We start from the raw sequence: 13,702 nt of genomic DNA, 5'->3' as shown, positions 1-13,702 counted from the left end.
TTCACCGTCGCCACGGCCTCGTCCTCCATCACGCCAAGAATCACATCAGTCATCAGGCACCTCCATTGTTAGGAGTTACACCGAAAATCGTATAGTCCCAACCTTGGATTCACGGCTGCCCGCGGCGACCTACTCCACCCTGATCGGTCTGCTCTCGGTGACGGGACTGCGCATCGGGGAAGCGATCCGGCTGGACGGCGCCGATATCGACCTCACCGGAGGAGTCGTCCTGATCCGGGAATCGAAGTTCGCCAAAACCCGCAACGTTCCCCTGCAACCCAGCACCGTTGCTGCGCTTCGCGCCTACGCAGCCCAGCGGGACAAGCGCCTTCCGACACCAATCACCACGAGCTTCTTCGTCACGGTCACAGGAAAACGGTTGCTCTATCCCGTTGTCCAAACCATCTTCCATGACCTGTGTTCTGACGCCGGGATCGGCGTCGGAGCCGCCCGCGGGCCCCACCTCCACGCGCTGCGCCACACCTTCGCGATCACCACTTTGGTCAACTGGTATCGCAGCGGCGCCGACGTCCATGCCCGCCTGCCATACCTGTCCACCTACCTCGGGCATCGCGAGCCCCGGTTCACCTACTGGTATCTCTCCGCCGCCCCCGAGCTGCTCGCGCTGGCCGCCGGCCACCTCGAACCCGGCAATGGGCAGGTGACCTCGTGACCGTGATCACGGCGACGGTGCAGATGTTCTTCACCGACCGCCTCGCCAAGCAGCGTCAGGCCAGCAGCCACACCATCGCCGCCTATCGTGACACGCTGCGGCTGCTCTTCACCTACCTTCAGGAGAGAACTGGGAAGGCTCCGTCGCGACTGGACTGGACAGATCTGGATCACACCACCATCAGCGAGTTCCTGGATCATCTGCAAACGGACCGGCAAAACAGCGCCCGCACACGAAACGCCCGCCTGGGCGCGCTGCGATCCTTGTTCCGCTACGCCGCACTGCAGCACCCCGAGCACGCCGACATCATCGCCCGGGTCCTGGCGATTCCGCCGAAAAGGTTCGACAAAGCCACCGTGTCCTACCTCACCGCCCATGAGGTCGATGCCCTGCTGGCCGCTCCGGATCTCAACAGTTGGGAAGGCCGCCGCGACCACGCCTGGCTGATGCTCTGCATCCAGACCGGACTTCGCGTTTCGCGAGCTGACCGACCTGAACTGCGCCGATGTCAGCACCGGCACCGGCGCGAACGTCCGATGTCAGGGAAAAGGACGCAAGGAAAGGGCCATCCCCCTCACCACGGCGACAGCGACAGTTATTCGACATTGGCTGACTGAACGAGCAGGTGTTCCCACCGCTCCGCTGTTCTGCACCCGCACCGGTCGGCGCCTCAGCCGCGACGCGATCGAACACCGGTTGACCGCCCACCATGCGAGAGCGGCCATCGCCTGCGGGACGTTGGGTTCGAAGAAGCTCTCCCCGCACGCGCTGCGGCACACCACGGCCATGACATTGCTGCACGCGGGAGTGGACACCACGGTCATCGCGCTCTGGCTGGGCCACGCCGATACTCGATCCACCGATCCCTACATCCACGCGGACATGACGATCAAGGAACGCGCTCTCGCGAAAACCACTCCGGTGGAATCGAAGGCCGGCCGATATCACCCCGCCGACAGACTCCTCGCGTTCCTGGAAGGACTGTGATTATGCCGACATCCCAGCAGCCGCCGGGCGTTAGGACCCAATGAAACACTGGACGATTCGACCGTCACCACGACAACATCGGCATAATCACGGAGTCGGCATAAGTCAACTTATGCAGACATCTGCATAAGTTGACGAGCTGGGCTACCTTCCGCTGCCCGCCGAGGCCGCGTCGGCACTGTTCCAGGTCATCAACCAGCGCTACCTGAAAACGTCGATCGTGATCACCACGAACCGGCCCGTCGGCGCCTGGGGCGAGATCCTCGGCGACACCACCGTCGCCGCCGCGATGCTCGACCGGCTCCTGCACCGATCCGTCGTCGTCACCCTCGACGGCGGCTCCTACCGGCTCCGCAACCACACCGCCCAATCCAACGAGCTCCGCCGCGTGACAACGGGCACAAACTTCCGCTAACCTAACCTCGCGACCTGGGGAGCTTCGATGAGCAGGACTGGGGAAATTCGCTGAGCGCCGTCAGGGGCGTATTCTGCAGCGTTTGCCATTCCCGGTGCGCGCTAAAGTCGCATCATGCTCCTGCGCGTTTTCGGCGGTCTGGCCGCCTTATCACTGGCCCTGTGTGTGGTGTGGTGGACCGTGCTCAGAGGGGACGAATCCAGTGTTCTATCTGCGGCGCCGTTGGGGCTGATCATCTTCGGTATTCCGGCTGTTACCGCGTTGGCGTTCTGGATCATCGCCCGTCGGACGGGTCAGCGCGCAATAATCGTGGCGCAGGCGCATCCGAACGTTGCTCTCCATCAGTTCATGGCCGATACCCCTGCGGTCATGACGCTGCGCCGCTTGGCATCTGAAAATGGTGGCCGTCGCATCCGGTCGTTGAATGGTGCCTACGTCACCGTCGTCGTGGACCGGGGTTCGCTGTGGATCTACGCCGGGGCCAACGCATGGTTGGCGGCACGGGTGGACGTTGCGCGCGTCGCTGGGGTTGAACCGGCGCGGATAAGCACGACCAGGGGCGGCTGGTGGCCAGGAGTGAGATTTCAGATCACTGGCGACGCAGGCTCCGCCCTGGTGATCGATGTTCTGCCCATTCGGGTTGCACGGGGCACTATGCGCAAGTCCCTCGATGTGGCCGGCGAATTGAGTGCAATCCGGAATGAACTGGAGGCGAGCGTAGCGATTTAGTGGTGGCTCGAGGTGCCGGTGACTGACGACACTTCGCCACCAGATCAGCTGTTTGAGTTCGTCGGTACCCACCAGACGTAGTCGAAGGAGCTTCCAAGAGGATGACTAGAAATCTTGAACCGCCCACCGGCAAAGAACCTCCACCGCCGAGGATTCCAGACCACCTCACGGAGCCACGAGCACGCTGGCTCGAAGCCATCGCACGATGGGAGCTGCGGCTTGGTCTACGCAGCTCAATCGACAGCTGCGCACTTGAGTGGATCTCGCACGATTCGAACAATCCTGTGCTGCTCGAAATGGTCAGCCGGTACCGTGACGACTTTGTTACTGACGAGGAGTTTCGGATCGACATCGCAAACGCGTTTGTGGCGATGGCCCTGGAACCGCCGACACGAAGCGACTATGTATGGACGGTGATTGCAGACTCCGTCCGCGCCGCAGAAACCTCACAGGATCTGATTCGTGCAACTCACGATCTACGAGTGATTTCCCACGAAAACAGTCAGTTCCTCGATCGATTGGGCGGCTACGTCTACTACGACGAGAACTTCTCCCGAAATGAATATTGTGACGTGTCCCTCGGCAACGTGAAGCGAGAGCTGAGCCGTGACAGGCCTCGATTGTTAGAAGACGCAAGTAAGCATTTCGCGACAAGCACGGTGGGGCGCTGGATCGCAGGCACCTTGGGCGTCGTTAGCGTGTGAGCTGCTGACGTGGCAGAGGACCTTCTTCAGTGCCGGTCGAATCCGGGATACCTCAGTGAGCGTGGCCGATACCCCATCGGCGACCGGACGCGTTTCGCGCTAGGGCAGAACGATACCCGTCGCTTGCGCCGCAGCAAGAAAATCAGTGGCAGGCTGTCGACCCTCGAACCACCGCTCAACACTCGGCTGCACAACCCCGACAATGCGCGGCCCATTGTGCAGGCGGTTTGGAAGACGACAGCCGACCGCTCAAAATCTTCGATGTTTTTCGAGCGTTTGCCCAATTAGTTGGGCGCCCTCCGTGAAAGTGGCAGCATTCGGACCAGAGAAGTTAAGCCGAATGTACGCGCCGGTTTGCTCGGCGGGGAACCACTCGTTGCCAGGGGCGACACGTACACCGCTGCTTTCACAGTCCCGCACGAACGTGGGCAAGTCCGTGGTATCCGGCAGGCGCACCCAGAGGTTCAGTCCACCCTTTGGCACCGCCTCCAGATGAGCGATAGGGGCAAAGTCGTGTAATGCGTCCACGAGAAGGTCACGCCGAGCGGCCAGCTGGTGACGTAGGTTGCGTAGGTGAGTCCGCCAAGCTGGTTGAGTAACGACATCAAGTGCAACGGCTTGGAGGATCCCACTTACATACATAGATTCGGCATGAACATCAGCTAGCAGCCGCTCACGTGCAGGACCGCGGGCAATGATTCCTGCGATGCGCACCGCGGGTGACACGCTCTTAGTTAGGGAGCGAAGGTACACAACGTGGCCGCTGTCGTCACGTGCGGCTATAGGCGTGGGCTCAGTCGTGATCCCGAAATCGTGGGCCCAGTCATCCTCGATCATGAAAGCGCCGTAACGGCGAACGATTTCCAGTATTTTGTCTGCCCGGTCTGGTGACCATTGGGCTCCTGTGGGGTTAGCGAAGGTTGGTTGAGCATAGAAGGCTCGTGCTCCGGTCTGTTCGAACGCGCGCGCTAAATCTTCCGGATCCGGGCCGTGGGCACCGCTCGGTATAGGTACAACCTGTACGCCGGCCTGTGCCGCTGCCAGAATCGCTCCCCAGTATGTAGGTGATTCCATCAGCAAGGGGCGGCCCCGATCGACAAGGGCGCGGAAGGCCGTGCTTAGTCCACTTTGGCTTCCGGGAAGAATAATCACGTCGGTCGACGCCGGACGTGTGACACCGGACGGTGCGAATGATCCCAATTCTGTCGCGAACCACGCTTGGAGTTCGGGCATGCCTGCGGCAGGCGAGCGGGTAACTGCAGCATCCCTGCGCGCCGCCCGAACAAATGCTGCACGGACCAATCGATCAGGCAGCAATTCGGGGTCTGGATATCCAGAGTGCAGGGGAATCACATCCTCGGGAACCGTCCGCATTGCGGAGGACAGGGCGGGCAGGTTGCTCCGCGGTGCTCCGAGCGCGGCCGTCTGCCAGCCGTAGTCGTTGGGCTTTGCAACGCGCTGCGCCCGGACGAAGGTACCAGCACCCGGTCGGCTCTCGATGAGGCCCCGAGCCATGAGCGTACGCAAGGCTTTCTGCACCGTTACTGGGCTTGCGCCGTACTGCGAAACCAAGGCTCTAGTCGATGGGAGTTGTGCCCCTGGCGCTGCTGAAGCAATAAATATCCCAATTCCGTCAACGATGCGCGATGCACTGCTATTATCGGTCATGAGTCATGATAGTAGCGCTATCCATCCAAAGAGACCACTGCTATCCCCTCGCCGAGATGGATTATGGTGGGGATTGCTTGGGGTCGTCGCGTTCTCGTTCACCGTCCCATTCACTCGCATAGCAGTGGAGAGCGGCGGGATGTCCCCGCTATTCATCGGATCGGCCCGCGCTGTCATTGCCGCACTCTTAGCGGCGGCGGCAATTATGTTAACAAAGCAGCGCATGCCCCAAGGAATTCAGTGGGCACGCCTCGCTCTGGTGGCGGGCGGCGTCGTCGTCGGTTTTCCTCTATTAACGTCCTTCGCACTCACTACTGCTCCGGCGAGTCACGGCGCAGTGGTGATCGCTCTTCTCCCCGCCGCAACCGCTGTGATGGTCGTCATTCGTACACACGAACGCCCACCCTTGTCTTTTTGGGTCATGGCGACCATTGGCGCGATCGCCGCAGTGATATTCGCAGCCATACAGGGTGGCGGGCTGAACGAGTTGCACCAGTCAGACCTTCTGCTGTTCGGCGCAGTTATCGCTGCAGCGGTCGGTTATGCCGAGGGCGGCCTTCTCGCGCGTGAACTTGGTGCGTGGCAAACCGTGTCCTGGGCCCTCTTACTTTCGTCGCCTCTAATGGCAGGACTAACAGTTTTCTCTATCGTTGACGATGCGCCATCCGGAAGCCCAGCTGAATGGGCTGCTTTTGGCTACCTAGCTGTGGTCAGTATGTTCCTCGGCTTCTTCGCCTGGTACCGAGGGCTTGCCATTGGTCCGATGGCACAGGTTAGCCAAGTACAACTAGCTCAACCCGTCATGACAATCTGCTGGGCCGCGTTAATTCTGCGCGAGCAACTAACTTGGGCCACTGTGCTGGGCGGTGTCGCCGTAATCTTGTGCGCCGCAATCGCGGTGCGGTCTCGGATCACAAAAATTTCCAAGACGGATAGCCAAATGGCATCGCCAGTCAGCCTCGAATTGAGAGGCTAACCAGACTCAACTTCACCGGTTGCCGCGCTCGTACGTCGGCGCGACAACTGTCCATACGGCCAGCGAAGACGAATCCTTGGAGAGCAATCATTCATACCCCTGTTGAGGTAGGCGCGCTAAATCTAGTTTCACAATCGGAGGTCGGTCAACGGCATGAGCCGTGGCATCGCGACGTCCTCGATGACCTCGAGCAGCGACTTAGCGATCCAGGATTTCCCTGCATCTTTTCAAGAAATGCTTACAAAAAGAAGCTCGTAAAGTTCATCTTCGTTGACCGCCTAGACGACGACGGCATCCAATACCTAGCGGATGGACTTCAAAGGTATGTAGAACTCTCGAGAGCGTGGGATGGCCGAATCGATACGGCGTATCCGCTCATCGTGGCATTCTCGTTGACCGCAGTGCAAGCCGGCACCGTCGCTGAATACCAGGCGCATGGCTGGCGCATTCTGCAAGCACTCCATGACGTTGATCCGATGCCCTGGCCCGAGGGAATAGACGTCAGCCCTGACTCAACAAACTGGTCAATGTGCTTCGATGGAATGCCCCTGTTCTGCAACATGAGCAATGCTGCTCACGTCGAAAGACCTAGCCGGAACTTGGGCAGGCACTTTATTCTTGTCATAAACCCGCGAGAACGCTTTGACATCGTCGCGGGAGACACCCCGCGAGGGCGCAAATCGCGCGCGAATATCCGCCAGCGCATTGACAAGTACGACGCCATACCTCACTCAGATCAGCTGGGCTCGTACGGAGAAGGCGCTCTTGAATGGCAGCAGTATGGATTGGCAGACGACAACTCGCAAAGTATTCCGGAGTGCCCTTTCAAATTCAATGGTCAATAAAGGCCCGTGCGCGAGTTCAAGAACGAGCACCGGGATCATCCGTATTCAACGCAGAGACAGGTACCAAAATCTATGATTGATTTGATTGTTAGTCAGGGCCGCGTGGCAGATCGAGCAAGCGGAATGATTGGCGGTGCAGCGCTAACCGCCAAGGCATTTGAAGAACAGTATGGCCTCAAAGGAAGGTACATTGGCGAGCCGTCCCTGCCGGCAAAGGACGACTGGAGCATTAGCTTGCCGCAGGCTCAAGCAACGCTCTTGGCACTAGGAGAAGCACTCCGGTCAAGTATCCGAGACGGCAACTTCCCCGTCATCTCGGCCAATACCTGCTCAGCCAGCCTTGCTTCCCTGCCTGTAGTGGCTCAAGAACACCCAGACGCCGTAGTGCTCTATATCGACGGCCACGGCGACTTCAACACGCCAGAGACTACAGACACTGGATATCTCGGAGGCATGGTGCTCTCTGGTGCGTGTGGGTTTTGGGATAGCGGCCACGGTTCGGGCCTACAGTCTGAGAACGCTATCCTTGTCGGCAGCCGTGATATCGACGCAGCAGAAAAGGAAGCGCTGAATCTAGCCGGTGTGCGAGTTATCCCGCCAGAACATGCCACAGCGGCCGAAGTAGTGAAGGCCGTCAACGGTGCCAGAGTGTGGGTCCACATTGACTGGGACGTGTTGGAGCCAGGCCACGTACCCGCAGACTACACAGTTCCGGGAGGCCTCTTACCAACACAGCTGCGAGAGATTCTGCAAGCTATTCAGCCAGAGCAATTCATCGGAATCGAAATGGCTGAATTCAACGTCACCGGAGTGGACGCAACAGACAATCTCGCGGTTGAGACGATCCTGGACATCGTCAATCCAGTTCTGCGAGGAGTGTTTGCGCTGTCCGAGGGAAATAAGACACTTTGATGCCAGGCAGGGAGCGCGAAAGGGGAGATGGCCGCAGGGCAGCCCCAATCACTCGTACATTTTGGCCTCGATATGAGGCCTCGAGCGGAGCGGTAGCGTCAGCTGTCTTAAAACTGAATGCACGATACCCAGAATGGAGCACCACCTAGTGCCTTTGCATGACAGTATTCTCGACACCATAGGCCGTACGCCGATCATCAAACTGCATCGGATGGGTCCCGACCACACAACCGTTTACGTCAAGGCCGAGTCATTCAACCCGGGCGGATCGGTAAAGGATCGACTTGCTCTCGCTGTTGTGCTGGACGCAGAAGCGCGAGGCCTACTCAAGCCAGGTGACACTATGATCGAGTGCACATCCGGCAACGTCGGTATCGCATTATCGATGGTCGCGGCCGCGCGGGGCTACAAATTTGTAGCAGTGATGGGCGATACCTACTCGGTAGAACGTAGGAAGCTCATCCGTGCCTACGGTGGCAAGGTCATCCTTTTTCCTGGATCTCTGGGAAGCAGCGGCGGCAATCAAATAGCAGACGAACTCGCCGAGAAGCACGGCTGGTTCCGTCCACGACAGTTCGACAACCCCGCCAATCCGGCATTTCACCGAGAAACGACAGCCGCTGAGATCCTCAGCGATTTTGCCGGGAAGAGGCTGGATTATTTCGTGACTGGATTCGGCACCAGCGGTACCCTTACCGGAGTGGGGCAGATGCTCAAAGTCGCTCGCCCTGCCGTGAAAATCATCGCGACCGAACCGGCGAATGCAGCCCTTCTTTCTGGGAAGCCGTGGAACGTTCATCGCATCCAGGGGCTGGCGCCCAACTTCGTGCCGACTGTCCTAGATCAGACCGTCATCGACGAGCTCACCACGATCGATGAGATCGTTGCCCGCGATACCGCGCGCCGCTTGGCCGCAGAAGAAGGCATCTTTGCCGGCATCTCCTCTGGGGCGACGTTGGCCACTGCGCTGCGCATCGCTGAGGATGCGCCTGAAGGCTCCGTGTTCCTCGCCATGTTGCCCGATACCGGCGAACGATACCTGTCCACGTTTTGGTTCGAAGGTGTAGAAGAGGGCTCGGATGATGCCTGGTTGGATTCGCTAGAGCCGACGGTCGAGAGTAGCGCTATGGAGGAGATTCATGCCTAAGTGTCGGAGTGTGAGGCCTACGCCCGTCGGGGCCGGTTTTTGTTGATCCCTTGCCGCGGCAAGGGGGCAGAACGTGCCTGAGTTTATTTCGTCAGCAACCCGTTTCGTGGCTCTACCGGACGGATTCCCCATGAAACGCGGTGGGGTCTTGAATGGCTCCCGGATCGCTTACGAGTCCTACGGGAACCTGAACGAAACCAGGAACAACGTGATCCTGATCCTGACAGGTCTTTCGCCCAGCGCCCACGCCGCCTCCCATGAAGACGACCCCACAGTCGGATGGTGGGAGGGCATGATTGGGCCCGGTCGGCCGGTGGACACGGACGAGTGGCATGTCATCTGTATTAACGCTCTGGGAAGCTGTAAGGGGTCGACCGGCCCGGCTTCTGTCGACCCGAGAACGGGGGAATCCTACCGATTATCGTTCCCTGAACTGTCCATCGAGGACATTGCCGACGCCGCCGCATCCGCAGTCCGCGCACTCGGCATACCCCACGTAGAGTGCGTCATCGGAGCATCCATGGGGGGCATGGCCTCGCTTGCGCTGATCACCCGTCATCCCGAGCTGGTCCGAAACCACATCAACATCTCGGGAGCAGTGCATTCAACGCCATTTGCAAGTGCAATTCGGTCTGTACAGCGGGAAGCAATACAAACCGACGCGTACTGGCGTCGGGGGCAGTACAACCAGGAGCAGTATCCGGAAAACGGCATGATCACCGCCCGCAAGCTTGGTCTTATCTCGTACCGCTCGGCATTGGAATGGGATGGTCGGTTCGGCCGGGATAAAGCCGGGGAGTGGGGCTCAAGCAGTCCGCACTTTGCCCCAGAACTACCCGTTGAAATGTATCTGGACTATCACGCGCGCCGTTTTGCCCGAACCTTCGACCCCAATAGCTACCTTTACCTGAGTCGCTCCATCGACAGGTTCGATCTCGGCGACATGGGGACCTTGGCCGGTATGCACCTAGAACGGGCCATGGTGATTGGGGTGAGATCCGATCTTCTGTTTCCGTTGCATCAACAGGATCAGATTGCCGAGGGACTACGAGCCGGAGGTACAGATGTGACATTCCTCGCGATGGAATCGGAGGAGGGACATGACGCCTTCCTCATCGACTTGCGTCGGTTCGGCCCGCCGATCGCCCGTTTTCTGTCGTCGCTGCTGCCGCAACTTCGGGACGCGGCACCACTCTTTTCGAATCGACGAGCGGGAGGCTCTCTTGACTAACGCAACACCATCACGAGCTCTTGTTACCGGAGCTAATCGAGGGATCGGGTTTGAAATTGCACGGCAACTCGCGATCAGCGGTGTGAGCGTCCTGCTTAGCGGAAGGAACCCGCAGGCTATTGTCACGGCGGCGGCGACTCTCCAGGCAGCAGGTCTCGACGTCGCGCCCTGTTTGCTCGACGTGACCGATACAGCGAGCATTCAGGAAGCAGCAGCAGAGGTCGCACGGGAGTACGGCACCTTGGACATCCTTGTCAACAATGCGGCGATTAGGGTCGAGAAGTATGGCAAGCAACCTTCCGAGCAGCCATTGGATCAATGGCGCGAAACGTTCGAAACGAACCTTTTTGGCGTCGTCGAGGTAACTCAGGCCTTCCTGCCATTGATACTCAAGTCCAAGGCAGGCCGTATCGTCAACGTATCAAGCCTGCTGGGATCAGTGCAGACTCACACAGATCCGAACTCGTATGCCTTCAGCCCGACCTTCAAATCGTTGCCGGCGTACAGCGCCTCAAAGAGCGCAATAAATTCCTGGACCGTTCATCTCGCATTTGAGTTGCGCGAAACCAACATCAAGGTCAATGCAGTCCACCCTGGATACACCAAAACGGATCTGAATGACGGCGATGGCGACTTCGACGTCAGCACCGGAGCTCGCACAAGCGTCGAGATGGCTCTATTAGCCAACGACGGGCCGACCGGCAGCTTTACCCACATGGGCAAGATGCTTCCTTGGTGACAGATAGCTGACCGCAAGTACCAGTGCCGCTTCGTTCGAATGAACCGCCGGTCGATGAAAGGACTATCTACCATGGAAAAAATCGCCTTCGTGAGCGACGCAGCTAGCCTGCCAATCGATTACGACATGTCCCCGCTGCTCAGTGCTTGTCGGTCTACCGGTATCAGTGCAGATGTCTGCTTTTGGGATGACCCGGACGTTGACTGGTCGCGCTATGCGCTTACAGTCTTGCGCTCACCCTGGACGTATGTAGAAAAACTTCCTGAATTTCTTACCTGGTGCGCACAGGTAAGCAGGGATACCAGACTCCTGAACCCGCTGGCTGCTATCCGATGGAGCCTGAATAAGCGGTACCTGCTGGATCTACAAGCGTGGGGCATTCCAGTCGTTCCTAGCTCATTTGTGCATCCTTCTGAAGAACCGGGGTCCGCCCTTCGGGTGTTTCTGGCCGAGCACCCAACCGCGCACGAGTTCGTTGTGAAACCTTCCGTCGGCGCCTATTCAAAAGACGTTCGGCGTTTCGCGATCGATCAGGAGAATCAAGCCGTTGAACACTTGTCAGGACTCCTAGCGGGAGGCTGTGAAGCACTGATTCAGCCATACTTCGATTCAATAGATGAAATTGGGGAAACGGACTCGATTTACTTTGACGGCCAGTACAGTCATGCCATCCGTAAGAGCGCCTTGCTCTTACCCGATGGGAGAACAATCGCCCCCACTCAGGACACCCGCCAATCACGTGACGCGAGCGATGATGAGCGACAGGTAGCTTCGGCCGCGCTGGAGGCAACAGCGGCGCACCTGGGGCTTGAGGCCCCCTTGCTTTACGGTCGGATCGACCTCATTCGTGATAATCAAGGGGCTCCACTGGTACTCGAACTGGAACTGTGCGAACCATCCCTTAGCTTGCCATTCGCTGAAGAGGGTGCAATTCGATTCGCGAGGGCCATCGCTGAGCGTCTGCCGCCAGGTACTTCTATGAATAAGGATATTCATGGCGTAGCGATGGCGAAGTGAGAACGAGACTCATCGGTCATTCGAGGTGGGATTTCGCATGGTGTAAGGATGGCATTTGGTTGGACGAAACGCTAGGCTAATTACATGTCACTAACCACTCCCGGACTGCGGGCATACGAGCTCTCCATCCGTTCGGACATCGCTGAACTTGTCGGCCAGCTGCGCGAGCTCTTGGGCGCCCAACTGGTTGCCTACCTGGGGTCTGTGACTGAAACCCGGGCCGTACGGCAGTGGGCCGAGGGCACACGCAAACCGCCAGCCGAGGCGATTCGCCGTTTGAGGCTCGCCTACCAGGTCGCCGGCTTGCTCACTGAGCGGGACCAGCCGCGAGTGGTCCAGGCGTGGTTTCAGGGGATGAACCCGCAGCTCGAGGACACGGCGCCGGCGCGGCTCATTCGTGAGGGCAATCCGGATGAAGTCGGCCCTCGCGTGCTGGCCGCTGCTCGCTCATTTGCTGCCGGGTAGTGAGTTCACTCCGGACGCAGATTGCCAGGTGGCCGCCGCACCGATCCCGGTGACACCCGTTCGGTCAGAACTCAGAATTTAGTGTAATACTGGTGGTATTGAAGTAGTTATGCGGGTTTTTCCGGTAGCACCGGCGATTGAAGGATTACATGGCTATTACCACGCGCGTCACGTCTGCTCACACGCGGATGATCAAGCTTGATATTCCGGAGATCACTCGCCGGTTGAATGGGTCGTTAGGCGGGACTCTAGTTGCCTCTCTGGCCGGGAGTAAAGACGCGAAGCTCTCGTATCGGTGGGCGAAGGCCGATGGTCCCGCGCCGAAGAACGAGGCAATGCGGCGCCTTCAATTCGCTTACGAGCAGTGGACGATGCTGGCTGAGGCTGAAGGTGAGCATGTCGCCCGTGCTTGGTTTATTGGCGCGAACCCGTGGCTTGGATATGACACGCCGGTCACTGCCATTCGTGAGGACCGGTTCAAGGACGCAGCTACAGCGGCTCAGGCCGTCATCGACGATTCCTTCTCCGGTTGATGCAGATTTGTGCCCGCTCTGGGTTGGAGCTGGTGAACGATCCGATGCTGGGGAGCTACCGTATTGCTCGCACGTCGTTCGGGCCTCTCGCCCCGGTGCCCCGAGAAGTAGATTCTGACGGGATGCTGTGACTGTGTCCTACACACAGAGTGTCCTGTATCCCATGTGTCTTGAAACTCATGGGCGGCTTCAAGGGGTCGTAGCAACACCGTTTGAGTGAGGTGTTGTTTATGGCGTCGAGAGTTGTGTTGAAAGAGCGCGAGAACTTGTTCTGGGTTCGGGTTCGCGAGGGGATGTCGGCAGCGGCCGCGTGTGAGTCTGTGGGAGTGAATCGCAGACAGGGATACCGGTGGATCAAGGCCGCTGGCGGGCGCATACCCGTTCCAGCCGTGGCGTCTTCGGGGCGCTATATGGGTCAAGAGGAGCGTCTACGCATCGCGGATCTGCGGCTGGGCGGGGCCGGTGTTCGCGCGATTGCCCGGGATTTGGGGCGCTCCGCGTCGACGATCAGCCGGGAGCTTCGTCGTAACGCCCACCCGATTACGCGCAGCTACCGGCCCTAGGGACTGCCCCCGGTTTGGTTGACTCTTGACCTGTGGAGATTCGTCTTCGCTGGAAAGATGTCATCATGCCCAAGCCCTACCCACCCGAGTTCCGCCGT

At 59.1% G+C, this 13,702-nt stretch carries 15 protein-coding genes and 3 pseudogenes; 17 read left to right on the top strand and 1 reads right to left on the bottom strand.

The window, feature by feature from the left end:
• Nucleotides 1-103 precede the first annotated feature (103 nt).
• From E3O39_RS17545 to E3O39_RS17525, 6 genes and pseudogenes are all read left to right on the top strand, one after another.
• Nucleotides 104-673: a tyrosine-type recombinase/integrase gene (locus E3O39_RS17545; RefSeq protein WP_198413470.1), complete on the top strand. Its 570-nt coding sequence runs from the start codon at nucleotides 104-106 to the stop codon at nucleotides 671-673.
• 23 nt (nucleotides 674-696) lie between these two features.
• A pseudogene (locus E3O39_RS19615) lies at nucleotides 697-900 on the top strand (site-specific integrase); the annotation flags it as partial.
• Nucleotides 901-1,156: 256 nt separating this feature from the next.
• Complete coding sequence (locus E3O39_RS19610) at nucleotides 1,157-1,660, top strand: tyrosine-type recombinase/integrase (RefSeq protein ID WP_370294985.1); 504 nt, start codon at nucleotides 1,157-1,159, stop codon at nucleotides 1,658-1,660.
• A 139-nt stretch (nucleotides 1,661-1,799) separates the two neighbouring features.
• Nucleotides 1,800-2,075: an ATP-binding protein gene (locus tag E3O39_RS17535; protein WP_277870835.1), complete on the top strand. Its 276-nt coding sequence runs from the start codon at nucleotides 1,800-1,802 to the stop codon at nucleotides 2,073-2,075.
• A gap of 114 nt (nucleotides 2,076-2,189) precedes the next feature.
• Nucleotides 2,190-2,804, top strand: coding sequence for a hypothetical protein (locus E3O39_RS17530; protein WP_134445800.1), 615 nt, complete (start codon nucleotides 2,190-2,192; stop codon nucleotides 2,802-2,804).
• Nucleotides 2,805-2,905: 101 nt separating this feature from the next.
• Nucleotides 2,906-3,508: a hypothetical protein gene (locus E3O39_RS17525; protein ID WP_134445799.1), complete on the top strand. Its 603-nt coding sequence runs from the start codon at nucleotides 2,906-2,908 to the stop codon at nucleotides 3,506-3,508.
• A 249-nt stretch (nucleotides 3,509-3,757) separates the two neighbouring features.
• Here the strand turns inward: E3O39_RS17525 and E3O39_RS17520 are convergent, their stop codons facing one another.
• Nucleotides 3,758-5,176 (bottom strand): PLP-dependent aminotransferase family protein, encoded by a 1,419-nt coding sequence (locus E3O39_RS17520; protein ID WP_134445798.1) that lies wholly within the window; start codon nucleotides 5,174-5,176, stop codon nucleotides 3,758-3,760.
• Here E3O39_RS17520 and E3O39_RS17515 point away from each other — a divergent pair.
• The 11 genes and pseudogenes from E3O39_RS17515 to E3O39_RS17470 form a co-directional block, all read left to right on the top strand.
• On the top strand, nucleotides 5,175-6,152 hold the full coding sequence (locus E3O39_RS17515) for a DMT family transporter (protein WP_134445802.1): 978 nt from the start codon (nucleotides 5,175-5,177) through the stop codon (nucleotides 6,150-6,152). The two genes, E3O39_RS17520 and E3O39_RS17515, sit on opposite strands and share 2 nt — an antisense overlap.
• Complete coding sequence (locus E3O39_RS17510; protein ID WP_198413471.1) at nucleotides 6,122-6,997, top strand: YqcI/YcgG family protein; 876 nt, start codon at nucleotides 6,122-6,124, stop codon at nucleotides 6,995-6,997. Before E3O39_RS17515 ends, E3O39_RS17510 begins: the two co-directional genes overlap by 31 nt.
• Nucleotides 6,998-7,069: 72 nt before the next feature.
• Complete coding sequence (locus E3O39_RS17505) at nucleotides 7,070-7,909, top strand: arginase family protein (protein ID WP_134445796.1); 840 nt, start codon at nucleotides 7,070-7,072, stop codon at nucleotides 7,907-7,909.
• A 133-nt stretch (nucleotides 7,910-8,042) separates the two neighbouring features.
• On the top strand, nucleotides 8,043-9,056 hold the full coding sequence (gene cysK, locus E3O39_RS17500) for a cysteine synthase A (protein ID WP_134445795.1): 1,014 nt from the start codon (nucleotides 8,043-8,045) through the stop codon (nucleotides 9,054-9,056).
• 73 nt (nucleotides 9,057-9,129) lie between these two features.
• Nucleotides 9,130-10,287 (top strand): homoserine O-acetyltransferase, encoded by a 1,158-nt coding sequence (locus tag E3O39_RS17495; RefSeq protein ID WP_134445794.1) that lies wholly within the window; start codon nucleotides 9,130-9,132, stop codon nucleotides 10,285-10,287.
• Nucleotides 10,280-11,026, top strand: a complete 747-nt coding sequence (locus E3O39_RS17490) for an SDR family oxidoreductase (RefSeq protein ID WP_166787218.1) — start codon at nucleotides 10,280-10,282, stop codon at nucleotides 11,024-11,026. The genes E3O39_RS17495 and E3O39_RS17490 overlap by 8 nt, the downstream gene beginning before the upstream one ends.
• Nucleotides 11,027-11,098: 72 nt before the next feature.
• Complete coding sequence (locus E3O39_RS17485; RefSeq protein ID WP_134445792.1) at nucleotides 11,099-12,043, top strand: RimK family alpha-L-glutamate ligase; 945 nt, start codon at nucleotides 11,099-11,101, stop codon at nucleotides 12,041-12,043.
• Between the two features lie 84 nt (nucleotides 12,044-12,127).
• Complete coding sequence (locus tag E3O39_RS17480; protein ID WP_134445791.1) at nucleotides 12,128-12,508, top strand: hypothetical protein; 381 nt, start codon at nucleotides 12,128-12,130, stop codon at nucleotides 12,506-12,508.
• 149 nt (nucleotides 12,509-12,657) lie between these two features.
• A complete protein-coding gene (locus tag E3O39_RS17475; RefSeq protein ID WP_134445790.1) occupies nucleotides 12,658-13,041 on the top strand; it encodes a hypothetical protein in 384 nt (127 codons plus the stop codon).
• Nucleotides 13,042-13,271: 230 nt separating this feature from the next.
• A pseudogene (locus E3O39_RS19925) lies at nucleotides 13,272-13,400 on the top strand (helix-turn-helix domain-containing protein); the annotation flags it as partial.
• A gap of 51 nt (nucleotides 13,401-13,451) precedes the next feature.
• A pseudogene (locus E3O39_RS17470) lies at nucleotides 13,452-13,589 on the top strand (helix-turn-helix domain-containing protein); the annotation flags it as partial.
• Between the last annotated feature and the right edge of the window lie 113 nt (nucleotides 13,590-13,702).

Source organism: Cryobacterium sp. MDB2-A-1 (genome assembly GCF_004402675.1).
GTDB classification, from domain to species: Bacteria; Actinomycetota; Actinomycetes; order Actinomycetales; family Microbacteriaceae; genus Cryobacterium; species Cryobacterium glucosi.
This window is presented reverse-complemented; position numbering and strand designations above follow the sequence as displayed.